Here is a 22,469-nt window from a genome sequence, read left to right on the forward strand (position 1 = left end):
TTGCCGCGAGGGTAGTGCAGGAAGGGGCCGGAATGAAACTCCCTGGCCCCCTGCCCTGCCTCAGCGGATCGGGGGCGCGTACATCAGCCCACCACGGGTCCACAGGTCATTCACGCCGCGCGGCAGGCCGATGGGGGTGTTGCGGCCGAGATGGCGTTCGAAGATCTCGCCGTAATTGCCCACCGCCTTGATCGCGTTGTAGGCCCAGCGCCGATCCAGCCCCATGAAGGGCCCATGGTCGCCCGACACACCGAGCAGGCGGCGGATCTCGGGCCGCTCGGAGCGCAGCATCTCATCCACATTGGCCTGGGTGACGCCGAGTTCCTCGGCCTCGATCAGCGCGAAGATGGTCCAGCGCACGATGTCGAACCACTGGTCGTCGCCATGCCGCACCGCGACGGCAAGCGGTTCCTTCGAGATGATGTCGGGCAGCACCACATGGTCGGCCGGGTTGGGCAGGGCGGAGCGGATGCCGGCGAGCTGGCTCGCGTCGGTGGTGAAGACATCGCAGCGGCCGGACTGGTAGGCGATGCGCGTCTCGTCATTCTGCTCGAACACCACGGGGCGGATGGTGAGGCGGTTGCTGCGCGCCCAATCCGCAAGGTTCAGCTCGTTCGTGGTGCCGGAGGTGACGCAGAAGGTCGCGCCATCGAGTTGCGCGGCGCGCGTGACGCCGGAGGACCGGCGCACCAGGAAGCCCTGGCCGTCGTAGAAATTCACCGCCGTGAAGTTCAGCCCGTTCGCCGTGTCGCGCGACTGCGTCCAGGTGGTGGTGCGCGGCAGCACGTCGATCTGGCCCGATTGCAGCGCGGGCAGGCGCGCGGCGGAGGTCACGACCACCCAACGCACCTTCGACGCATCGCCGAAGACCGCGGCCGCGAGGGCCCGGCAGGTATCGGCCTCGAGCCCGGTGTAGATGCCGCGGCTGTCCATGACGCCGAAGCCCGGCGCGCCGGGATGCGCGCCGCAATCGATGGCGCCCTTGGCGCGCACGGCGGTCAGCGTCGGGCCGGGTGCTGCGGTGCTCTGGGCGAAGGCGGGCAAGGCCAGGGCCATGCCGGCCAGGGCGAGGATGGTGCTGCGGATGGTCACGGCGTTGCTCCCTGTTTGTTGCGTGAAGTCACGAATTGCGCGGCCGCGATGCCGCCCAGCACCGCCGCGCCGAGCAGCAGGCGGGTGGTGTCGTCCAGCATATGCGCGAAGGCGGCCGCGAGTCCCGCCACCCCCATCATCAGGCGCAGCAGCTTCGGCAGCGGCGCGAGCAGGTAGCCGGCATAGCTCGATGTGATCAGCGTCAGCGCGATGACCTGGATCGAGGTCGCCGTCAGGATGTCGAGGATCGAGCCGCGCAGCATGATCCCCGGGTCGTAGATGAAGGCGAAGCCAACGGTGAAGCCGGCGATGCCGAAGCGCGTGGCGTGGATGGAGGTGATGGTCGGGCTCGCCTTGGCGATGGCCGCCGCCGCGAAGGCCGCCGCCGCGACCGGAGGCGTCGCATCCGCGATCACCGCGAAGTAGAAGGTGAAGAGATGTGCGGCCAGCGGATCCACGCCGATGCTCCGCCCGAGTTCGAGCACCTGCGGCACGCCGATGGCGGCGGCGATGATGTAGGCGGGTGTGGTCGGGATCCCGAGGCCGAGGATCAGCACAGTGGCCGCCAGCAGCACCAGCAGCAGGCCGAGATTGCCATCCGCGAGGCCCTTGATGATGCCCCCGAAGGCCACGACCATCCCCGTCGCGGTCAGCGCCGAGACCACGATGCCCGCGCCGGCGATGGAGACCGCGAGCGGCGCCATGGTGAGCCCCGCGCTGGCCAGGCTGTCGAGGATGTCGCGCAGCGACATGCGCGAGCGCCGGCGCAGCATCGCCACCAGCACCATCGCGATGGTGGCGCAGAAGGCGGCGTAGTTGCCCGACCAGCGCTCGGTCAGCAGCCAGACCAGCACGGCGATGGGCAGCACCAGATGCGCATCCGCCAGCACCTCCCGCCAGGCGGGGATGTCCTCGAAGGCCATGGGCGAGAGGCCGAGCTTCTTCGCCTCGAAATGCACGGCGCAGAGGATGGCGAAGTAGTAGAGCACCGCGCCGATGGCGGCGGCGACCAGGATCTGGCCGTAGGGGATGTTGGTGATCTCGGCCATGACGAAGGCGGCCGCGCCCATCACCGGGGGCATCAGCGCCCCACCCACGCTGGCCGCGCTCTCGATGCCGCCCGCCACTGCCGGGCGGTAGCCCACGCGCACCATCAGCGGGATGGTCATCGCGCCCGTGGTGATGACGTTGGAGACGGAAGACCCGCTCATCGTGCCGAACAGGCCCGAGGTGATCACCGAGACCTTCGCCGGCCCGCCGGAATAGCGCCCCGCCACCGCCGCCCCGAGGTTCGAGAACAGCCGCCCCGTGCCGCTGCCCTGCATGAAGGCGCCGAACAGGATGAAGACCGCGATGGTGGTGGCGACGATGCCCGTCAGCGGGCCATAGATGCCCCCGGCCGTGGGCACGAGCCAGGAGGCCTCGACGATCTCCGCCGGGGTGAAGGGCCGCGCATTGAAGATGCCCGGCACCAGGTAGCCCCATTGCATGTAGGCCAGCGAGCCCGCGACCATCCAGGCAAGGCCCGGCTCCACGGCGCGGCGGATCGCCTCCAGCAGCGTGACGATGGCGGTGATGCCAAGCACCATCATCATCGGCGTGAAGGGATCGACGTATTCCATGCGGTCGGCGACCGCCATCCAGTTCCACATCACCCAGGCATGCGGCAGGCCCGAGGCCACGGCCCAGACCCAGTCGAGCGCCGAGGGCCGATGCTTCGGCGAGGATTTCAACGCCGGATAGAGAAGAAACAGCAGCGGCGTGAAGATCAGCAGGTGGAAGCCGCGCATCTGGATCGGCTCGGGGAAGCCCGTGCCGCCGAAATAGAGATGCACCGCCGCAGCCGCGGCGGCCCAGCCCCAGCAGATCCAGCGCAGCGCGCCCGTCAGTTCGCGCATGCGCGAAGCCCGGTCAGGCCGCCGGCATCGCCCCCGCCTCGCGGAAGGCCCGCGCCGCACCCGGATGCAGCGGCACGCCCGGATAGCGCCAGGAGGTCGCGGGATCGAAGGCGCCCATCGAGGCATGGATCGCGACCAGCCGCGGCCCGCGGTTGCGGATCAGCGTGCGGGTGACGCGATAGGCGACCTCCTCGGGCAGCGTGTCATGCACCAGGATGACGCTGTCCATCGTCGTGACCTTGAGGTCGGCGCTCTGCAACGCCGGATAGGTCGCGGCGGGCAGGATGCCCTCGGCATAGGCGAAGGTGTCGATCAGGTGCTTGCGGACATCGTCGGGGAAGCCCACCAGCCGCGCCGCGCGCCGGCCGGTGCCGAGTTCGGTCAGGATCGCCGCCGGCTTGGCGAGTGCGGCGTAGAGATAGTCCACCTGCCCATCGGCGAAGGCGGCCGAGATGTCGGCATAGGAGCCGTTGAGGTAGCGCCCGCCCTCGGCGCGGATCCGGTCGGGGCTGGTGCCGAGGAAGCGCAGGATGCGCTGCATCGTCATCTCGTCGGTGCTGCTGCGCTGCGGCGTGGCGATCCTGAGGCCACGCTGCGTCAGGATCTCGCGCATGTCGGCGGGGCCGTCCGCCTTGCGGAGCAGGTTGTGCTCGGTCGGGCTGTAGCCGGTGCCGAGGCTGCGCAGGCGCTCATGCCTGGCGTTGTAGGGGTCCTCGCCCCGCGCGGCGGCGGCGGTGAAGGTATCGATGCCCCAGCCCATCGCCGACTGGTTGTTGTTGACGCGCGTGGAATTGGCGAGCCCGCCGCCGGGCACCACGCGGATGCGGATCTCGGGGTTCTCCTCGGCGATCAGCGAGGAAAGCCCCGCCGCCATGGTGTACCAGCCCCCGCCGACGGAACCCGCGACCCATTCGAAGGTCTGCTGCGCCTGCGCGGTGCGCACGAAAGGCGCGGCCAGCGCCGCACCGGTGCCCAGCAGCAGCGCGCGGCGCGGAATCACGAATGCCATGTCACTCATCCTTCCCCATTCCTCAATGGCGGGATGATGACCAGCAGCGCGGTGCTCGGCAACCGCGCTTTCCTGAACGCGATGCAATGCGGCGCGGATCAGCCCTGGGTCAGGTAGGGCCGCGCGGCGGTCAGCGCCGGGGCGCAGCCGGGCACATGCTCGGCCAGCACCGCCTCGGGCCGCAGATGGCCGAGCCAGGCGCTGACCCCGGTGCGGATCGCCCACCACGGGTCCTCGCTGGCGCGCGTGATGAGCGCCGGCGTGGCCTCGACCGCGCAGGCGGCAAGCTGGCCCATGACGGCGGCGGGCGCGCGCGCCTCCTGCAACCGCGAGGTCAGGTCCGCCTGCATCGGGCCGAGCAGGAAGGTAGCGACGAGGAAGGCGATCAGGTCCTGCAGCATCACGCCGCCGCCCGCTTCGCGCCGAACCAGGCGCGCGCGAGGCCGAGCAGCGCGCCGATCGCGACCAGCGCCGTCGCGGCGCGGGAGGTGGTGGCGGCACTGGCCTCGCCACCCAGCACGCCGGGCAGTTGCGGCAGGGCGGAGCCGCCGCCCATCAGCGCCACGCCGCAGAGCAGCACGCCGCCGATCAGGGCGACCATCGGCCAGACCGCGGCGCGCGAGAGGATGAGCGCGAGCACGCCCAGGATCGCGGGGATCAGCGCGGTCCAGTGGACCCGCCCCTCAGGCAGCAGGTAGCCGGCCGCGCCGATCGCGATGAGCAGCGCGCCCATCAGCAGCAGCACGCGGGCCAGGCCGCGCGCGGGGGTGGTTGCCTCGGTTTGCATCGTCGTCGCCCATCGCCTCCGAATCGCGGCCAAGCCGCAAGGGAGGTCCGACATCGCGCCGCACATCCCGCGTGCAGCGCCAGAGGGGCCCGGACCACTCTCCGTGCAGATGGCCGTGCGCCAGCCGGGCTTCAAGATGCTTTCGCAACAGCGGTTGCGGAGCATGGCGGCCGCGCGCCACTGTGGCGCGATTCATGCTCCAGGAGGTCCCCGATGCGCCGTCGCACCCTGCTCTCCGGCCTCGCCGCCGCGCCCCTGCTGCCCGCTGCCCCGGCGCTGGCCCAGGGTGATGCAGCCCACACCCTGCGTTACGCCGCGCAGGCGGATGTGACCTCGCTCGATCCCATGTCCACCACCAGCTATGGCGTGCGCAACCACGGCCATATGTGCTGGGACACGCTCTACGGCCCGGGCCAGGACTTCACCATGCATCCGCAACTCGCCGCGGGGCATGTGGTGGAGGATGACGGGCTGCGCTGGGTCTTCACGCTGCGCGAGGGCATCCGCTTCCATGATGGCGAACCCATCCGTGCGGCCGATGCCGTGGCCTCGATCAATCGCTGGTCGGCGCGCGACACGCTCGGCCAGACGCTGCGCGCGCGCACGGCGGGGATGCGGGCCCTGGACGACCGGCGCTTCGAGATCCGCCTGAACCAGCGCTTCGGCCCGATGCTGGAAGCGCTCGGCAAGCCGAGCTCCTACCCCTGCTTCATCTTCCCCGAGCGCTTCGCGAATGTGGACCCTGCGCGCCCCTTCACCGAGGTGGTGGGCTCGGGCCCCTATCGCTTCGTCGCCGCCGAGCGGCTTTCGGGCGCGCGCAGCGTCTATCAGCGCTTCGCCGAGTATGTGCCCAACCCCAACGCGCCGAACCTGCTGGGGGGCGCCAAGCTCGCGCATTTCGAGCGCGTCGAGTTCCGCTGGATGCCCGATGTCGGCACCGTCGCCGCCGCACTCCAGGCGGGCGAGATCGATTGGTGGGAGCAGGTGGCCCCCGACCTGCGCCCGATCCTGGCCCGGCACCGCGAGATCGTGATGCAGCGCGTCGACGCCTTCGGCCTGATGGCGCATCTGCGCTTCAACCACCTCCATCCGCCCTTCGACAATCCGGCCGTGCGCCGCGCGCTGCTGCACTCGATCCGGCAGGCGGATTTCATGACCTCGATCATGGGCACGGACCGCGCGCTGTGGACCGATGGCGTGGGCGCCTTCCCCACTTCCTCCCCGCTCGCCTCGGATGAGGGCAATGCGGCGATGGCCGGGCCCGGCAATCCGGCGCGCGCCCAGGCCGCGCTGCGCGAGGCCGGCTATGCGAACCAGCCCGTCACCGTGCTGCACCCGACCGATGTGGTGAACAACAACGCGCTGACCACGGTGCTGACCGATGCGCTGAAGCGCAGCGGCCTGAATGCGGAGAGTGCGACCAGCGACTGGGGCACGGTGCTGCAGCGCCGCGCGCGGCAGGAGCCGCCCGGCCAAGGCGGCTGGAACGCGCTGATCGTGCTGTTCGGCGGCGTCGATCTGGCGAATCCCGGCGTGCATCCGCTGCTGCGCGGCAATGGCCGCCAGGCCTGGTTCGGCTGGCCCACCAGCCCGGCGCTGGAGGCGCTGCGCGACGAATGGCTCGATACCCCGGCGCTGGAAGGGCAGAAGGCCATCGCGCGGCGGCTGCAGGCGCAGTTCTGGCAGGACCTGCCCTGGATCCCGCTCGGCCAGTACTTCATCGACAGCGCCTGGCGGCGCAACATCACCGGCGTGCAGCGCGGCATGACGTTGCCGATCAATGTCCGGCGGGCCTGAGATGCACCGCCGCACCCTGATCGCCGCCGCCGCCCTCGCGCCCCTGGCGGTGCAGGCGCAGCCCGCCGATGCCGCGACGCGCGCCGAGTTGCTGCCCAGCGGCACGCTGCGGGTGGGCATCGGCGTGGGGCCCGTGGCCTCCGCCTTCTGGGCGCTGCGCCAGCCCGATGGCAGCGCGCGGGGCGTGAGCGTCTCCCTCGCCGAGGAAGCCGCCAGGCGGCTTGGCGTGCCGCTGACCCTCCTGCCCTATGCCTCCTCCGGCGCGGTGGTGGAGGCGGGCGCGGTGGCCGAGCCCGCCTGGGACCTCTCCTCCATGCCGGTGGATGCCGAGCGCGTCGCGCGGCTTTCCTTCGGGCCGGACTACTACCTCTCGGTCAGCACCTATCTGGTGCCGGCGGGCAGCACGCTGCGCCATGTCGATGACGCGAACCGCGAGGGCGTGCGCGTCTTCGGCGTGGCCAACACCACCACCATCCGCGCCGCCGCCCGCGCCCATCCGCGCGCCACGGTCACGGGGCTGTCCAGCGTGGACGAGGTGCTGGCCCGCATGGCGCGCGGCGAGGTGGATGCCGTCGCCCTGGGTCGCGAATCGCTGGACAGCCTGCTGCCGCGCCTGCCCGGCGCGCGCATCCTGGAGGGGCATTTCCACGCCCTGGGCACGGCGGTGGTGGTGCCGCGCGGGCGCGCCCTCTCCCTCGCCTGGGCCAGCGCCTTCATCGAGGCCGCGAAGCAGGACGGCACGGTGCGCCGCGCGCTGGACGCGATGAACATCTCGGGCCCCGTCGCCCCTGCCGGCAGCCGCACCGCCGGCGGTTGAGTGGACGGAGTTTCATCTTTCGCGGATGACAAATCGATTGCAGGAAGCCCCGGCGCCGGGATAAGCGGCGCCGGCAAGGAGGAAGGCGAGAGCATCGTTCGCAGGGAGAAGCCGAACATGTCCATCGCCGCCGTATTGCGCCAGAAAGGCGCGGAAATCATCTCGGTCACACCCGAAACCCCGCTCGCCGAGGCCGTGCGCCTCATCGCCTCGCGCCGCATCGGTGCGGTGGTGGTGGTCGACCGGTCCGGCCATGTCGTCGGCATCCTCAGCGAGCGCGACGTGGTGCGCGTGGTGGCCGAGCGGGCGGCGGGCATCCGCGGCCTCGCGGTCGAGGACCTGATGACGCGCGAAGTCGTGATGGTCGGGCCCGAGACCCCCGTCGAGGCCGCCATGGAGATCATGGACGAGGGCTATTTCCGCCACCTGCCGGTCTGCACGCCGGAGGGCCGGCTGCTTGGAATCGTGAGCATCCGCGATCTGGTTAAGCATCGCTTCAGCCAGCAGCAGCAGGATGTGGAGAGCCTGCAGGCCTACGTCACGCGGACCTACATGCACTGAACTGACCAGGAGCGGCCAAGGGGGCCGACTTTCGGGAATGGCGGCCACGGTGCATAATGCGGTCGCATCCCAAGGAGGTCCCTTTTGCGCATCGCGGTCATCGGTGCCGGCTATGTCGGTTTGGTTTCTGCCGCCTGCTTCGCCGAGTTCGGCACCGAGGTGGTGGCCGTCGATACCGACGCCGCCAAGGTGGCCGCGCTCAAGGCAGGCCAGATCCCGATCTATGAGCCCGGCCTCGACAAGCTGGTGCAGGACAATGCCAAGGAAGGCCGCCTGTCCTTCACCTCCGACATCACCGAGGGCGTGCGCGATGCCGAGGCCGTTTTCCTCGCCGTGGGCACGCCTTCACGCCGTGGGGACGGCCATGCGGACCTCACCTACGTCTTCGCCGCCGCCGAGCAGGTGGCGCGCGCGGCCACCAAACCCTTCGTGCTGGTCACGAAATCCACCGTGCCGGTCGGCACCGCGGGCAAGCTGAAGGCGCTGATGAAGCAGGTCCGCCCGGACCTTGAGATCTACCTCGCCTCCAACCCGGAATTCCTGCGCGAAGGCAATGCCATCGGCGACTTCATGCGGCCCGACCGCGTGGTGATCGGCGCCGATTCCGACCATGCCTTCGCGGTGCTGCGCCGGCTCTACCGCCCGCTCTACCTGATCGAGACGCCGATCGTGGCGACCTCGCTGGAGACGGCGGAACTGACCAAATACGCCGCCAACGCCTTCCTCGCCGCCAAGGTCACTTTCATCAACGAGATCGCCGATCTGTGCGAGCGCGTCGGCGCCGATGTGCATGACGTGGCGCGCGGCATCGGCCTCGATGGCCGGATCGGGCGCAAATTCCTCCATCCCGGCCCGGGCTATGGTGGCTCCTGCTTCCCCAAGGACACGCTCGCCCTGGCGCGCACGGCGCGCGAGGCGAATGCGCCCATGTCCCTGGTCGAGGCCACCATCGCCGCCAATGACGCCCGCAAGATCGCCATGGCCGAGCGCGTGCTGAACGCGTTCGGCGGCGATGCCAAGGGCAAGAAGGTCGCCGTGCTCGGCCTCGCCTTCAAGCCCGAGACGGATGACATGCGCGACGCGCCCTCGCTCACCATCCTGCCCCGGCTCGTCGAGGCCGGCGTCACCATCAGCGCCTTCGATCCCGCGGCCGCGGAGAATGCCGCGCCCATGCTCCCGCCAGGGATCCACTACGCCGCCAATGCCTTCGAGGCGATGGCGGGCGCCGATCTCGTGCTGCTGCTGACCGAGTGGAACGAGTTCCGCGCCCTCTCCCCGGCCAAGATGCGCGATGCGATGCGCGGGGCGATCGCGGTGGACCTGCGCAATGCCTGGGACCCCGTGGCGATGCGTGAGGCCGGGTTCCGCTACGTCGGCGTCGGCCGAAGCTAAGCCGCACGCGCGATGCCGCTCTCGCTCGGCGTGGTGGTGCCGAATTTCAACTACGCCCACTACCTCGCCGAGCGCCTGGGCAGCATTGCGGCCCAGAGCCGCCGTCCCGATCGCCTCATCTTCCTTGATGACGCATCTGACGACGACAGCTGTGCGGTGGCGGCGCCGCTCCTCGCGGGGCTGCCCTTTCCGAGCCGCGTCATCCGCAACGCCGCCCGTGTGGGGCGCGTGCTGCGACAGTGGCAGGCTGGCGTCGCCGCGCTCGACACCGACCTTGTCTGGATCGCCGAGGCCGATGACCGCGCCCTGCCCGGCTTCCTCTCCACCCTCGCCGCACGGCTGGACGCAGCGCCGGATGCGCGCTTCGCCTTCTGCGACAGCGCGCCCATCGACGCCGCCGGGGCGCGCACCGCGGCGGACAGCAAGGCCTATTACGCGGTCCTCGGGGACACCATCCTGGGTGCCGATGCGCTGCTCGATACGGGCGAGTTCGCCGCCCGCTGCCTCTGCCCGCGCAACCTGATGCTGAATGTCTCGGCCGTGCTGTGGCGGCGCGGGGCGCTGGCGGCGGCACTGGAACGGCTCGGCAACGAAGTCCTGACATGGCATAATGCGGCCGATTGGCGCGTCTATGCCGAGGCCTGCGCCGAGCCCGGCCTCGTGGCCTATGTGGCGGCGCCGCTGAACGAACACCGCCGCCACGCCGGCAGCGTCACCGGGGCGACGCCGGCGATGCACCACTATGGAGAGGTCGTGAGGATGCTCACCCTGTTGCGCCAAAGGCTCGGGCCGGACCCGGCGCGCGATGCGGCCATGCGCACGCATCTGGCGGAGCTGCGCCGGCTGTGGGGCCTCGCCCTTCCGGAGGCCAGCGCCCCATGAGCTCCGCCACGGCCCGGATCGAACGCCTTGAGGCCGGAGGCGGACTCGCGCTGGTCACCGGCTGGCTACGCCTGCCCCCGGCGGCAGCCGAAGCGAGTCTGCGCCTGGAGGTGCCCGGCGAGGTGCCACGCGACCTGCCGCTCACGCGGCTCGATCCGCGCCCTGAGTTGGGGGGGGAGAGCACCGCTCTGGGCTTCCAGCTGCTGCTGCCAGCGCCGCCGGTCGGCTCGCGGATCGGCTTGCGGGCCGGGCCCATCGAATTGCTGGCCCCGGCGGTGCACGCGCGCGAGCCCTTCGCGCCGCGCGGCGCGCTGGGTGCCTCGGGGCCGCAGGGCATCCAGGGCTGGGTGCTCGACCCTGGCGGGTCAGCGCAGGAATTGCTGGTGGAAGGCCGGCTGCGCCTACCGCTTGCGCTGACCGAGCCGCGCCCGGACCTGCCTTTCGATCTGGGCAATCTCGGCGAGGCCGCCCCCCTGCCCGGCTTCCGCCTGACGTCCCTGGCGCTTGGCGAGGCGCTGCGCGGTCTCGACCCCGGTCTCGCGCTGCTGGATGGCCGGCCACGCAGCCTTGTGCTGCTGGCCAGCGGGCAGGAGTTGGGGCGGGCCAGCCTGGCCTTCGAAAGGCGGCTCAAGGGCAAGCTCGAACGTGCGGCCCCCGGTGAACTGCGCGGCTGGGCCGCCGAGATCGAGGGCGAGACCATCGCCGATCCGCCCAGCGTGGAGGTGACGCTGGAGGGCACGCGCTGGCTCACCCTGCCGGCCGTGACCTCCCGCAGCGACCTGCTGGCGGCGGGCATCGGCAACCGCGTGCGCGGCGGCGGGCTGCGGGGCGAATTGCCCTGGCGCAACCCCAGCGATGTGCCCAGCCCCCTGCTCGCGCTGCGCCCTGCCCAGGGGCGCACCCCCTTGCCCGAGCCGCAGCCGCTGGAGGGCCTCGCCCCCTTCGTGCCGGCGCGCGACTCGCTGGCCGACCTGCCGGCGCAGGCGGACTGGCCGCGCATCGCGATCATCATCCCCATCTACAATGCGGCCGAGGACCTCGCGCGCTGCCTCGAGTCCGTGCTGCGCCACACCAGCGGCCCGGCGCGGCTGATCCTGGTGGATGATGCCAGCCCCGACCCTGCCATCGCGGAATTGCTCACGCCCCTCGCCGGCCGGGCGGGGGTGGAGGTGCACCGCAACGCGACCAATCTCGGCTTCTCCGCCACGGTCAATCGCGGCGTCGCGCTCGCCGCGCCGGATGACGTGGTGCTGCTCAATTCCGATACCGTTGTGGGCCCCGGCTGGCTCGAGGGGCTGCGCCTCGCGAGCCTGTCCTCGCGCCGGATCGGCACCGTCACCGCCGTGTCGAACAATGCCGGCGCCTTCTCGGTGCCCGAGTTCAACATCGAGAACACGCCCCCCGCCTGGTTCGCCCCCGGCGACCTCGCGCGGCTGGCGCGGCAGGCGGCACTCGGCCTCTGGCCGCGCGTGCCCACGGGCAACGGCTTCTGCCTGCTGATCCGCCGCGCCTGCCTCGACGCGGTGGGCGAGTTCGACGCCGCCGCCTTCCCGCGCGGCTATGGCGAGGAGAATGATTTCTGCCTGCGCGCCAGCCGCGCCGGCTTCACCCATGTGGTCGATGACCGCACCCTGGTCTGGCACAAGCGCGGCGCCTCCTTCCTCGATGAGCGGCTGCCGCAGATGCGCGCGGGGGCCGAGGTGCTGGCGCAGCGCTACCCGGAATACCGGACGTTGGTGGGGGCCTTCCGCGACGATGCCGATCTGCTGGCGATGCGCTGGCGCATGCGCCGCGCGCTGGAGGCCGCGCAGGAAAGCCGCGCCACGCCGCGCCCGCGCGTGCTCTTCGTGCTGTCCTCGCGCTCGGGCGGCACGCCGCAGACCAATCGCGACCTGATGGAGGCGCTGGCCGATCGCTACGAGGCCTGGACGCTGCACAGCGACGGCCAGACCATCGAACTGGCCCGCCATGGCGATGCCGCCGCCCCGCAGCGCCATCGCCTCGCGCGGCCGATCCTGCCCGGCGACCACCGATCGGAAGAGTATGACCGCACGCTGCGGGAGATGCTGCTGCGTCACGGCTTCGAGCTTGTGCATGTGCGCCACATCGCCTGGCACGGGCTGGGGCTGGTCGAGGTCTGCCGCAGCCTCGGCATTCCGGTCGTCTTCTCCTTCCATGATTTCTACGCCGCCTGCCCGACCATCAAGCTGATCGACGCGGAGGGCCGCTTCTGCGCCGGGCGCTGCACCCAGCCCGAGGCAGGCAGCGAGGCCGAGTGCGCGCCCGAGCTGTGGTCGCCCCATTCCATGCCCGCGCTGCGGCACCGCTTCGTGCATCGCTGGCGCGCCATGCTGGCCGAGGCGCTGGAAGGGTGCGACGCCTTCGTCACCACATCGCCTTTCGCGGCCGATCTGCTGCGCAGCCACTTCCCCTTCCTCGCCGGGCGCGACCTGCGGCTGATCCCGCATGGGCGCGACTTCCCCGGCCTTGGCCAGCTGGCGGCCGAGCCGCTGCTGGGTGAGCGCCTGCGCGTGCTGGTGCCGGGCAATGTCTCAGCGGTGAAGGGTGGCAATCTGATCGCGCGCCTCGCGGCACTCGATACCGAGCGCGACATCGAGTTCCACGTGCTGGGCGCGGTGGATGGCACGCTGCGCGAGCCGATGCCGGGCGTCGTGCTGCATGGCCGCTACGACCGCGACAGCTTCGCCGAGCATGTGGCGCGCATCCGCCCGCATCTGGGCGCGATCCTGTCGATCTGGCCGGAGACCTACTGCCACACCCTGACCGAGTGCTGGTCCACCGGCCTGCCCGTTCTGGGCACCGCCCTTGGCGCCGTGGCGGAACGTATCACCGCCACCGGCGCGGGCTGGCTGATCGAGCGCGACCTGCCGGCGGAGGAGATCCTGGCGCTGCTTCAGGGCCTCAAGCGCGATGGTGCTGCGATGCGCGCGCGGCGCGATCGCGTGGCGGAGTGGCAGCGCCAGGAAGGGCGGCACTACCAGACGGCGGCGATGGCCGCGCGCTATGACGCGCTTTACCGGGACATCGCCGCGCGGCGGCGCAGCCTCGCCCCGGCCGCGGGGCCGACGCCCGTGGTGATGGTGCTGCAGGGCGCGGAGGCGCCGGGCGGCTTCCGCCTCGCCTTGCCGTTGCGCAACGACACGGACCGTGTGCCCGTCTATCGCAGCGCCTCCCCCGCCACCCCGATCGGTGAGGGCGAGGCCGGGCAGGCTGCGCTGGTGCTGATTCCTGCGGGCATGCTGCCGCCGCGCGACATCGCCGCCGTGCTCGCGCGCTGCGAGGCCGCGGGCATCCCGGCGCTGGTGGAGATCGAGTCTGCGCTTGCGCGTCGTCTCGGCGCGGGGGGGGATGCCGCGCAGTTCGCGGCACGCTTCGCCGGCTCCGCTGTGACAGCGCTGGCCACCAGCACCGAGGCCGCGGCATTGCTGGCCGAAGCCGGGATCAAGGCAGCGACGCTGCCCGCCGCCCTCGACCCCCAGGCCTGGACCGCGCCGCCACCCGAGGCGCCGTCGCCACAGCCGCCGGAGGGCACACTGCGCGTCCTCGGCTTCGATGACACGCCAGCCTGGGCGGCGCTGCACACGGCCCTGGAGAGTCTGAGCGTGCTCGGCGTGGCGGAGATCCTGCCGCTTGGCGCCGCGCCGCGCGCCGGGGCGGAGGCACATCTGCGGGCCCGTGCGACTGGTTGCGGCGTGGCCGTCTTGCCGGTGCTCGAGGGGCTGGCGGAACGCCGCCTGGCGCTGTCCGCCGCCGGCCTGCCGCTGTTGCGCCCCGTCGGGCCGGGCGAGCAGCCGGGCGATACCCCGCTGGGCGAGGTGCTTGTCGAGGACACGCCCGATGCCTGGGTGCAGGCGATCGGTGCGCTCTCGGTCGATCCCGCGCGGCGTGCGGCCCTCGCGCAGCGCAGCGCGGCGGGCGCGCCCACCGGCTTTTCGCGCCGGCGCGAAGCCGCTCTCGATGCGCTGGTCCTGCGGCTGATCGGCGGTGGATGAGCCGGGCGTCGAGAGCACATGAAACTCTTGCGAGTCGGGTGATGCCGCATTGCAGCGAAAACCGCCCCATGCGACGGTCAGCCGCGCTTTCGTTTCGGTGATCTGACTTCCGAGGTGCCCATGACCGATGTGCCGCCGCCCGCCACCACGCAGGACCCCGCCCCCCGCCAGCCCTTCGCCACGGATCGGCCGCTCTTCGTGGATTTCGGCTGCGGGCGCGGGGATTCGATGCGGGTCGCGGAGAAGATCATGCGCGGCCCCGGGGCGGGCGTGGACATCTCGGCCGAGCGCGTGGCCGCCGCGCGCGAGCAGGGTCTCGATGTCGTGCAGGGCGACGTGCTGTCCTTCGAGGAGCGCAACATCACCACCGCCGCCTTCGCGCTGGACCTGATGCCCGAACTCGAGGGCAGGCGCGCGCTGGAGACGGCCTGCGCCAACATGCTGCGCGCGGCAACGGATTTCGTGATCCTGCAACACCTGTGCTTCGACAGCGTGGAGGCCCTGCTGGCACGCGGCGCCGTGGCGCCCGACCACCTCGCCCGGGGCGTGCGCTATCGCCCGCGTATCTCGGACTATGTGCATTTCGTGCAGCAGTTCGGCGCGCGGCACGAGATCGTGGGGCTCGCCGCCTTCGGCCTGGGTGAGGCGAAGGTGGAGCCCTGTGCGCTGGCTGGTCTCGGCGGCGCGATGTTCGCGCAGCTCGAGAACCGTCCGGTCTATCGCTCCGTGCGGATCATCATGGCGCGCAAGGCCTCGGCCCGTTTCCAGACGGCGCTGCGCCGTGCCGGCACAGGCGACGCGCTGCTGATCTGGGAAGCGCCTGGCAGCTGAAGCGGCGCACGCGCGGCACCTGCTGATGCGGCAGCACCATCAGCCGGCGCTGCCCCGGTGTCCGCCGATGGTGCCGTAGCGCGATCCGGATCGCGAATCTCGGATACGGAGGTCGCAGGCATCGGGCTCGCGCAGCGTCCGTCCCGCGGGGCGGGGCAGCCGCCTTATCCTGGAAGGCTGGCGAAACGCGAAGCGTCGAGCGCCGGATCCTCGAAGCCGCGGCTGGAGGGCGGCTCCGGCGGCAGCATGGCCCGAAGGCGCGGCGCACGCAGCGTCACCTCGCCCGCGCCCGTCAGCCGCAACACGACTTCCAGCCCCGACACGGCCAGCACCGTCGCCTCCGTGGCGTCAAGCCGCAGCAGGAAGGGGCGCAGGCGCGGACGGGCGCCGAACTCGAACGAGGCAAGCCGCCGCTCCACACCGGCCCCGGCCAGCAGGATCTCCACGGGCTGGGACGTGCCGGCCTCGGCCCGGCCCTCCTGCCCCATCGTGAGGCCGCGCAGCAGCAATGCCGCGGCCTCCGGCTCCAGGGCGAAGCGCGCCTCCGCACCGCCGGCAGGGGCGCGGAGGCGCAGCGCATAGCTCGGCAACTCGCCGGGCCGCTCTTCCTGCGGCGCGACCACGGCGTAGCGCAGCATGCCGCCTGCGGGGTCGGTGCTCCGCAGGCGCAACGCCGGCGTCGGCATCAGCCACTGAAGGCCGACCTCACCCGCCAGCGGGCCCTGCCAGTCGCGCAGCGAGGCGTCGCGCAGCGGGCCGGCAGCACGCCGGATGGGCCGGGCACGGGCGTGGATCTGCGCCACGCGCTCGCTCGCCATCGGATCCTCCGGCGCCACCTCCAGCAGGCGGCGCCAATGCCCCAGCGCCGAATCCACGCCGCCCGATGCCTCACAGGCCTCGGCCAGGCCACGCAGCGCGTCGCGGTCGGAGCCTGCGAGAGCGACGGCGGCACCGAATTCCACCAGCGCCTCAAGCGGCCGGCCCAGCGACATCAGGCTGCGACCGCGCTTGACCAGGCGTTCGCGATAGTTCTCGTCACCCGGCCCGATGCCGGCCCACAGCGCCACGGCCTCGGCATGGCGGCCGGACTGGCTGGCGATACGGGCGAGGATGCGCGTCGGGTTCGCATGGCCCGGCCGCAACTCAAGAGCGCGCCTCGCCATACGCTGCGCCGTTTCCAGATCGCCCATCGCATGGGCGGTGCGGGCGCGCAGGAAGACGGCCTCGAAATCCGCGGGCACGATCAACAGGGCGGCATCGAGTTGCCGGGCCGCGGCCACGAAGTCCCGCCGACGCTCCGCGCCGCGCGCCTCCTCGATCAGGGTCGCCGCCTGCCGCGGCCGATCACGCGCGGTCAGGGCCCGCGGCGTGGCAGGGCGCGGCGGCGGGGCCGTGCGGGCAGCGGGGCGATCGGACGCCGAGGTATCGGGCGGCGTCTCCACGAAAGGCAGGCCGCCCAGTTCCCAGAAGGCCATCGCGGCGCCGGCCCGCACCAGCAGCTTCGCCCCCGGGTTGGGCGGCGCCGGCAGGGCGGCGAGGTCGAACACGAAGCCGTAGCTGCCATGGCCGATGCCGGCCGCCAGCAGGTCGCGCCGGAAGCGGTTGGCCTGGGTGGTCTGCACGGGCGTGCCATCGACCAGCAGTTCCAGCGCCACCGCCTCGCCCGGCCGGGCGCGGTCGCGCACCCAGCCGATGAGTTGCGTGCCCGCCAGACGCTCGAGCTTGCCATGCAGCATGTGGAGTTGCTTCGGCACGGCCAGACTTGCACGCGCGAGGGGTTCGCCGGCGGGGTCGGACGTCTCCGCCAGGCGAAGCTCGAAAAGATGCGTCTCGCCATCCTGGCGCTCGATCGGGATGGGGCAGTCCAGCCCATGCGCGCCGTCACCGACCTTGGCGCGCAACAGGTCTCCGCGCGGGCGGTCGGCAAGGTAGGTGCCCGCGAGTTCACCGTCGATGGAAACGGCAAGGACCAGCCGCCGGTCGGGCTGTGCCGGATCCCAGGCCCAGCCGCGCAGGGCGCCCTGGATGATGCCGTCGATGCGGGCCTTCACGGTCACGACCTGGCTGGTGCTCCAGCGTTCGGGGGCGGAATACAGCCGGGCATATCGGTGCAATCGCGCCATGGCGTCAAGCCGCAGCAGCACTTATCTGTATGATTTCGAAACAAAAACCCGCCCGCGCCGCCGCCATCGCTGCCGCTTTCGTCCCGCGCGCGCCGATGCTAGGACCGCAGCCCGTGCGGGCGGCGGGGCCGATCCGCGCGAAGGCTGGAGATTGGTCCGGAATGCAGGGCGCCCTTGGCGGCTTCGCGCAGGTGAATGGGGCGGCAAGGGGTGCCCTTCTGCCGCTCGGACAATCGGCTCCGCCGGTCGTGCAGGGCTGGGTGCTGCCGCAGTCGGACGCGCCGGCCGGCATTCCCGAGATCGCGATCGAGATCGACGACGGCGGCATCGCGATGGTGCGCGCCAACCTCACCGCGCCGCCAGAGGCCCCCCCGGGAGCGCGAGGCTTCGCCTGGCCGGTGCCCGCGGCCCTCGCCGATGGCCTGGCGCATCGCCTGCGTGCCTATGATCTGCAGGCGGCGCAGGAACTGGCCGGCTCGCCGCTCGAGATCCGGCTCGACGCCCCGGACGAGGCCCGCTTGCCCGCGCCGGTTCAGGCGCAAGCCCTGCCTGTCGGCGTGCTTGGGGAATGGGTGCTGCCGCTGGCCGGCGAGACCACCGCCGCGCAGCCGGTGCAACTCGCTGAAGGCTTGTGGCTGAGCGCGCGCCAGCCGGCGCTGCACCTGCGCTACGAACTCGCGCTGGAAGGCGGGCGGCGCGGCGTGCGGGTGGTGGCGGATGCAGCCTCTGGCCGGCTCAGCCTGCACATGCGGCCGGATGGCGCGATGCCGCAGCCCGGCGTGATCACGCCGATCCGCGTCCTCGCCTGGCTGCCCCAGGCCAGCGAGAACATCGCCCAGCTGCATGGCGAGATCTGGCTGACCCAGCGGGAGGGCGCGCAGTTCACGCCGCTGCGCCGGCTGCGCCGCGGGCGCATCTTCCGCCGCCCGAGCTGGCTCACCGCCGAGGTGACCCTGACCGAGGAGGAGGCCGCGCTCGGTGCCGATCTGTGGCTCACCGTCGCCGCCCTCGATGCGCGCGGGCTCTGCGCGCTGCCACCGGAATTCGCCGAGCCCCCGGCCCCGCCCGAGGCGCGGATGGAGGATGCACGGCTGGAGGGCAGCTTCGCGGCCCTGGCCACCATGGTGCTGGCGCATCGGGGCGCGGCAGCGGCCGCGCCGGCCCTGCCGCCCGCCCCTGCCCTGCCCGCCGTGCCCGCCACCCCGCTTGGCGCCCAGCACCCGCCCACGCAGGTGATCCTGCCGGTCTATAATGGCGACCTCGTCGTGCGCGATTGCCTGCGCGCGCTGCGCGACTCCATGACCGGCCCGGCCGAGATCGTGATCCTCGACGATGGCAGCCGCGCCCATACCGCCGAGCTGCTGCGCGCCGAGGCAGCGGTCGATCCGCGCTTCGTGCTGCACCGGCGCGATGTGAACCGCGGCTACACCAAGACTATCAACGAAGGCATCATGCTCACCGAGGCGCCCTTCGTGGTGATCCTCAACTCGGACACGCTGGTCTGCCCGGGCTGGCTGGACCGGCTGCACGCCGCCTTCCGCGCGCGCCCGCATACCGGCATGTCGGGCCCGCTCTCCAACGCCGCCTCCTGGCAATCCATCCCCGAGACGGTGCGCCACGACGCCACCTGGTCCACCAACGACATGATCGCGCCGGAGGATCGCTTCCGCGTGCAGGCGCTGCTGGATCGGGTGTCGGAGCGCGCCTACCCGGATTTCCCCATCCTGAACGGCTTCTGCACGCTGATCGCGCGCGAGGTCTTCGACGTGATCGGCCTGTTCGACGAGGACGCCTTCCCGATGGGCTACGGGGAGGAGACGGATCTGTGCCTGCGCGCGCGCCGCGCCGGCTTCGGCCTGACGGTCGCGGATGACTGCTTCGTCTATCATCACAAGAGCGTCACCTTCGGCTCGGCCAACCGGCTGAAGCTGACCCGCGCGGGCGGGTTCGAGATGCGCAACAAGCATATCGGCGTCAGCGTCCCGGCGCTGGAACAGGCCATGCAGGCCTGCCCGCCGATGCAGCGCCTGCGCCTTCGCATGACCGAATTGCTGTCGGAGTCCCCCTGAGAATGGCCAGGATCCTGTTCGTGCTGCCGGTGCGCGGCGGCAGCGGCGGCGCGCATTCGGTGGTGCAGGAAGTGACCGCGCTGCGCGATCTCGGCATGGAGGCCTCGGTGGCCGTCAACGGCGCGAATGCCGAGAGCTTCCGCCAGGCCTATGACCGCTTCGCCTGGGTCGAGGAGGGTGGGCTCAAGGTGTTCGAGGACAGCGGCGCCCTGGCCCGCCACGCCCAGGCGGCGGACATCGTCATCGGCACGACGAATACCTCGATCCACTCGATCGCCGAGGCGATGAAATTCGCCCGCGGCGCCAGCTTCCGCACCGGCTACTATGTGCAGGACTACGAGCCGCTGTTCTACGCCGCCGAGAGCGCGGAGCACGCGCTGGCGGTGGCGAGCTTCGCGGCGCTGCGCGGCTGCACGTATTTCGCCAAGACCAATTGGCTCACCGGCGTGGTGCGCGCCGCACATGGCCATGAGGCGAAGCTGGTGGTGCCCAGCATCGACCATGGCATCTATCGCCCCGCGCGCCGGCCCGGCGGGGGCGGGCGGCGGCTGGTCACGGCGATGGTACGCCCCTCCACCCCGCGGCGCGCGCCGGCGCGCACGCTGCGCGTGCTGCAGCGCCTGGCGTCAGGCGAATTCGGTGAGGCAGAGGTCGTGGCCTTCGGCACGGATGCCGAGGAACTCGCCAGCTTCGGCATGACCCTGCCCGAGGGCGTGCGCCTGGCCGGGCAGCTCAAGCAGGTGGAGGTGGCCGAATTGCTGCGCGCCGCGGATGCCTTCCTCGACCTGTCCGACTACCAGGCCTTCGGTCGCACGGCCGCGGAGGCGATGGCGTGCGGCTGCGTCGCGCTGGCGCCCGCGCTTGGCGGGGCGGTGGATTTCATGCAGGACGGCGTTAACGGCTTTCTTGCCGATACCTGCGACGATGCGGCAGTGACCACCGCGATCCGCCGCATCCTGTCGCTCTCGGAGGCCGAACTGACTACGGTGCGCCTCGCGGGGCTCGAGGCCGTCGCCGGCTACACGCCGGTGCGTGCCGCGATCTCCGAGTTGCGCGCCTTCGGTCTGGCCTGAACGCGCCCCGCCTCGGCCAGGCTGTCGCCGTGCTGGCGCCGATGCAGGTGCGGGAATATACCCCGGCGGGGGGCGTTGGTTGGCGGGGCAGCGCGCCTTGCGCGGGTTGACCCCGGCCTGGATGGAGATGATGCGGCTCATGGCGGACTACGATTTCATCGATATCGGCTGCTCCTCCGGCGGTTCCCTCGCCTGGGGCGCGCGCTTCCTGGGCGGGCGGGGCATCGGTGTCGACATCGATCCGGCCAAGGTCGCCAAGGCACGCGCAGCGGGGCAGGAGGCCGTGCAGGCCGATGCGACCCAGCTCGACTATCCCGACGGCGCCTTCCGCTTCGCGCTGTTCTTCGACATGCTCGAGCACCTGCCCGGGCCGGACCTGGCGCTGCGCTGCGTGAAGGAAGCCTATCGCGTCTCGCGGGATTTCGTGCTGATCCGCGGCCCCAACTTCGATGGTGAGGCGCAACTGCGCAGTATCGGGCTCAAGCGCTACTACACGGATTGGACCGGCCACACCTGGCACCACCGTGCCAGCGAGTTCCAGGCCATCATCCGCAGGGTCGAGCCGGTGCGCTCGCTGATCATGGCGCATCACCAGATCACGGAGAGCCAGGATCCGGACCTGCTGCCGATCGATGCGCCACCGAATCAGGCTCGCTACAACCAGGAACTGCACGGCGACAAGCCGGAGGTGGCGCTGCCCGGTCGCATCTTCACGCGCCTCGTCGTGGTGCTGGCGAAGAACCCGGCGGTCAACGTGCATGAGCTGGCGCTGCAGGCCACCGGCAGCCTGCTCTATGATGTGGGGGCCGAGCCCACCACGCGCAGCCCGCAGCCCAGCACCGTCGGTTGATTCGGCCGCGGCCTTGCGAACGCGCCACGCCCTGCGGGCAGATTGCCGCACCGGGCGTGGCGCGCTAAGCCGGGCGAAGGCGCGACGGCGGCGAGCTGGCCCGCCGCATCGGCGATGTGCCTGCCGGAGATCCGCATGAAGTACCTCTTCGCCTTCGGCTGCCCGCGGTCGGGCACGACGGCCCTGGGCCAGATCCTGAACCGCCATCCCTCCATCGCCCTGGGCATCGAGCGCTTCAAGCACATCGCCATGGGCCGGCGGAGTGCCGAATTCCTGCCTGAACTCTTCGAACCGGCGCGTTTCCTCGATATCCGGCCCGATGACACGAATACGGTGCGGCAGAACGATCATCTCGCGCAGAAATTCGCCTCCGGCCGGCCGATCCGCATGATCGGCGACAAGATCCCCCGCCTCTACCATCGCATCGCCCAGCTGCGCGCGGGCTTTGCCGAGGCGCAGTTCGTCGTGATCTTCCGCGACCCGCTGGATGTGGCCCTGTCCTGGCAGGCGCGCGCCGATTCGCCGCGCGATTCCTGGCCCGCCGAGAATGATGCCGCGAAGGCGCTGGACGAGTGGATGGCCTGCGTGGACATCATCGCCGAGGCGCTGCCCGCCTGCGGCACGACCCTGAAGATCGTGGACTACGACCGCTTTTTCCGTGTCGCCAGCGCCGAGGAACTGGCCGGCAACATTCGGCGCCTCTACCGCGCGATCGGGCTCGACATGCAGCCGGTCAACCTGCTGCGCACGGCCGAGGCCATGCGTCGGCCACGCGCGCGCAAGTCGGATACCAAGCCGGTCCTGCCCGACGCGGTCGCCGCCAGGGCTGCCGCGCTGCGCGAGCATGCGCGCTATCGCGCCCTGCTCTCCCAGGCGATCTAGGGTCCAAACCCGATCAGGGGCGTGGTGGATCGCCGAGGGCTGGTCGTTGCCGGGCAGGAAGCGACCGACGCCGATGCTGGCTGCATCGGCGAGCGTCGCTGACGCCCCCGGCGGCGGCCAGAACCGGCCAGCCGCCCGTCTTCTGATTGGGTTTGGACCCTAGGGCCTGTGGACACTTGGGCTGCGGGCGCATCCGCCGGTGCTTTTCCGTGCTGGGTGCGTTGGCCATGCTCGCCGATGGATAGCCATCGGCTCCGCTGTCCGCCTTCCCAGCGCAAAAAATCCCTCGCCGGCCGCATCCCGGCCCCAACTGTCCACAGGCCCTAGCAAATGGTGCATAAGCGGGATGGCTCGGCTGCTCGGCGCCTTGCCCGGATGAACCATGTCGCGACG

17 protein-coding genes are annotated in these 22,469 nt (G+C 71.5%); 11 read left to right on the plus strand and 6 right to left on the minus strand.

Features of this window, described 5'->3' with window-relative positions:
• Window positions 1–60: 60 nt before the first annotated feature.
• From AC2D9U_RS02110 to AC2D9U_RS02130, 5 genes are all read right to left on the minus strand, one after another.
• Window positions 61–1,092, minus strand: a complete 1,032-nt coding sequence (locus AC2D9U_RS02110; RefSeq protein WP_484745942.1) for an amino acid ABC transporter substrate-binding protein — start codon at window positions 1,090–1,092, stop codon at window positions 61–63.
• Complete coding sequence (locus tag AC2D9U_RS02115; RefSeq protein WP_484745945.1) at window positions 1,089–2,990, minus strand: TRAP transporter permease; 1,902 nt, start codon at window positions 2,988–2,990, stop codon at window positions 1,089–1,091. The genes AC2D9U_RS02110 and AC2D9U_RS02115 overlap by 4 nt, the downstream gene beginning before the upstream one ends.
• 13 nt (window positions 2,991–3,003) lie before the next feature.
• On the minus strand, window positions 3,004–3,999 hold the full coding sequence (locus AC2D9U_RS02120) for a TAXI family TRAP transporter solute-binding subunit (RefSeq protein ID WP_484745948.1): 996 nt from the start codon (window positions 3,997–3,999) through the stop codon (window positions 3,004–3,006).
• A 98-nt stretch (window positions 4,000–4,097) separates the two neighbouring features.
• Window positions 4,098–4,400 (minus strand): hypothetical protein, encoded by a 303-nt coding sequence (locus AC2D9U_RS02125; protein WP_484745949.1) that lies wholly within the window; start codon window positions 4,398–4,400, stop codon window positions 4,098–4,100.
• Window positions 4,400–4,786, minus strand: a complete 387-nt coding sequence (locus AC2D9U_RS02130) for a hypothetical protein (RefSeq protein ID WP_484745952.1) — start codon at window positions 4,784–4,786, stop codon at window positions 4,400–4,402. The genes AC2D9U_RS02125 and AC2D9U_RS02130 overlap by 1 nt, the downstream gene beginning before the upstream one ends.
• A gap of 213 nt (window positions 4,787–4,999) precedes the next feature.
• Between AC2D9U_RS02130 and AC2D9U_RS02135 the strand changes: the two genes are divergently transcribed.
• The 7 genes from AC2D9U_RS02135 to AC2D9U_RS02165 all read left to right on the plus strand — a co-directional run bounded on the left by AC2D9U_RS02135 (window position 5,000) and on the right by AC2D9U_RS02165 (window position 15,079).
• On the plus strand, window positions 5,000–6,583 hold the full coding sequence (locus tag AC2D9U_RS02135) for an ABC transporter substrate-binding protein (RefSeq protein ID WP_484745954.1): 1,584 nt from the start codon (window positions 5,000–5,002) through the stop codon (window positions 6,581–6,583).
• A gap of 1 nt (window position 6,584) precedes the next feature.
• On the plus strand, window positions 6,585–7,400 hold the full coding sequence (locus AC2D9U_RS02140) for a transporter substrate-binding domain-containing protein (RefSeq protein WP_484745956.1): 816 nt from the start codon (window positions 6,585–6,587) through the stop codon (window positions 7,398–7,400).
• 117 nt (window positions 7,401–7,517) lie between these two features.
• Window positions 7,518–7,961, plus strand: coding sequence for a CBS domain-containing protein (locus AC2D9U_RS02145; RefSeq protein WP_484745959.1), 444 nt, complete (start codon window positions 7,518–7,520; stop codon window positions 7,959–7,961).
• Between the two features lie 84 nt (window positions 7,962–8,045).
• On the plus strand, window positions 8,046–9,353 hold the full coding sequence (locus AC2D9U_RS02150) for a UDP-glucose dehydrogenase family protein (RefSeq protein WP_484745960.1): 1,308 nt from the start codon (window positions 8,046–8,048) through the stop codon (window positions 9,351–9,353).
• A gap of 12 nt (window positions 9,354–9,365) precedes the next feature.
• The gene (locus AC2D9U_RS02155) at window positions 9,366–10,235 is read left to right on the plus strand and encodes a glycosyltransferase (protein ID WP_484745962.1); all 870 of its coding nucleotides are present in this window, start codon (window positions 9,366–9,368) and stop codon (window positions 10,233–10,235) included.
• Window positions 10,232–14,248: a glycosyltransferase gene (locus tag AC2D9U_RS02160; protein ID WP_484745965.1), complete on the plus strand. Its 4,017-nt coding sequence runs from the start codon at window positions 10,232–10,234 to the stop codon at window positions 14,246–14,248. Before AC2D9U_RS02155 ends, AC2D9U_RS02160 begins: the two co-directional genes overlap by 4 nt.
• Window positions 14,249–14,368: 120 nt before the next feature.
• On the plus strand, window positions 14,369–15,079 hold the full coding sequence (locus AC2D9U_RS02165) for a class I SAM-dependent methyltransferase (RefSeq protein ID WP_484745966.1): 711 nt from the start codon (window positions 14,369–14,371) through the stop codon (window positions 15,077–15,079).
• A gap of 164 nt (window positions 15,080–15,243) precedes the next feature.
• On the opposite strand, the gene AC2D9U_RS02170 is transcribed toward AC2D9U_RS02165, so the two are convergent.
• The gene (locus tag AC2D9U_RS02170) at window positions 15,244–17,223 is read right to left on the minus strand and encodes a tetratricopeptide repeat protein (RefSeq protein ID WP_484745967.1); all 1,980 of its coding nucleotides are present in this window, start codon (window positions 17,221–17,223) and stop codon (window positions 15,244–15,246) included.
• A gap of 140 nt (window positions 17,224–17,363) precedes the next feature.
• On the opposite strand from AC2D9U_RS02170, the gene AC2D9U_RS02175 reads away from it, so the two are divergent.
• The 4 genes from AC2D9U_RS02175 (at window position 17,364) to AC2D9U_RS02190 (ending at window position 22,076) form a co-directional block, all read left to right on the plus strand.
• Complete coding sequence (locus tag AC2D9U_RS02175; protein ID WP_484745968.1) at window positions 17,364–19,271, plus strand: glycosyltransferase family 2 protein; 1,908 nt, start codon at window positions 17,364–17,366, stop codon at window positions 19,269–19,271.
• 2 nt (window positions 19,272–19,273) lie between these two features.
• The gene (locus AC2D9U_RS02180; protein WP_484745970.1) at window positions 19,274–20,344 is read left to right on the plus strand and encodes a glycosyltransferase family 4 protein; all 1,071 of its coding nucleotides are present in this window, start codon (window positions 19,274–19,276) and stop codon (window positions 20,342–20,344) included.
• A gap of 139 nt (window positions 20,345–20,483) precedes the next feature.
• The gene (locus tag AC2D9U_RS02185) at window positions 20,484–21,194 is read left to right on the plus strand and encodes a class I SAM-dependent methyltransferase (protein ID WP_484745971.1); all 711 of its coding nucleotides are present in this window, start codon (window positions 20,484–20,486) and stop codon (window positions 21,192–21,194) included.
• Between the two features lie 135 nt (window positions 21,195–21,329).
• Entirely contained in the window at window positions 21,330–22,076 is a 747-nt protein-coding gene (locus AC2D9U_RS02190) for a sulfotransferase family protein (protein WP_484745973.1), read from the plus strand.
• Window positions 22,077–22,469 lie beyond the last annotated feature (393 nt).

This window comes from Roseomonas sp. TF40, assembly GCF_057219975.1.

What these genes read in the sequence shown, in the direction of transcription:
- AC2D9U_RS02120 (WP_484745948.1), bottom strand. Translation starts at nt 3,999, where the DNA reads ATGGCATTCGTGATTCCGCGCCGCGCGCTGCTGCTGGGCACCGGTGCG.
- AC2D9U_RS02160 (WP_484745965.1), top strand. Translation starts at nt 10,232, where the DNA reads ATGAGCTCCGCCACGGCCCGGATCGAACGCCTTGAGGCCGGAGGCGGA.
- AC2D9U_RS02145 (WP_484745959.1), top strand. Translation starts at nt 7,518, where the DNA reads ATGTCCATCGCCGCCGTATTGCGCCAGAAAGGCGCGGAAATCATCTCG.
- AC2D9U_RS02180 (WP_484745970.1), top strand. Translation starts at nt 19,274, where the DNA reads ATGGCCAGGATCCTGTTCGTGCTGCCGGTGCGCGGCGGCAGCGGCGGC.
- AC2D9U_RS02135 (WP_484745954.1), top strand. Translation starts at nt 5,000, where the DNA reads ATGCGCCGTCGCACCCTGCTCTCCGGCCTCGCCGCCGCGCCCCTGCTG.
- AC2D9U_RS02115 (WP_484745945.1), bottom strand. Translation starts at nt 2,990, where the DNA reads ATGCGCGAACTGACGGGCGCGCTGCGCTGGATCTGCTGGGGCTGGGCC.
- AC2D9U_RS02190 (WP_484745973.1), top strand. Translation starts at nt 21,330, where the DNA reads ATGAAGTACCTCTTCGCCTTCGGCTGCCCGCGGTCGGGCACGACGGCC.
- AC2D9U_RS02165 (WP_484745966.1), top strand. Translation starts at nt 14,369, where the DNA reads ATGACCGATGTGCCGCCGCCCGCCACCACGCAGGACCCCGCCCCCCGC.
- AC2D9U_RS02155 (WP_484745962.1), top strand. Translation starts at nt 9,366, where the DNA reads ATGCCGCTCTCGCTCGGCGTGGTGGTGCCGAATTTCAACTACGCCCAC.
- AC2D9U_RS02175 (WP_484745968.1), top strand. Translation starts at nt 17,364, where the DNA reads ATGCAGGGCGCCCTTGGCGGCTTCGCGCAGGTGAATGGGGCGGCAAGG.
- AC2D9U_RS02140 (WP_484745956.1), top strand. Translation starts at nt 6,585, where the DNA reads ATGCACCGCCGCACCCTGATCGCCGCCGCCGCCCTCGCGCCCCTGGCG.
- AC2D9U_RS02130 (WP_484745952.1), bottom strand. Translation starts at nt 4,786, where the DNA reads ATGCAAACCGAGGCAACCACCCCCGCGCGCGGCCTGGCCCGCGTGCTG.
- AC2D9U_RS02185 (WP_484745971.1), top strand. Translation starts at nt 20,484, where the DNA reads ATGGCGGACTACGATTTCATCGATATCGGCTGCTCCTCCGGCGGTTCC.
- AC2D9U_RS02125 (WP_484745949.1), bottom strand. Translation starts at nt 4,400, where the DNA reads ATGCTGCAGGACCTGATCGCCTTCCTCGTCGCTACCTTCCTGCTCGGC.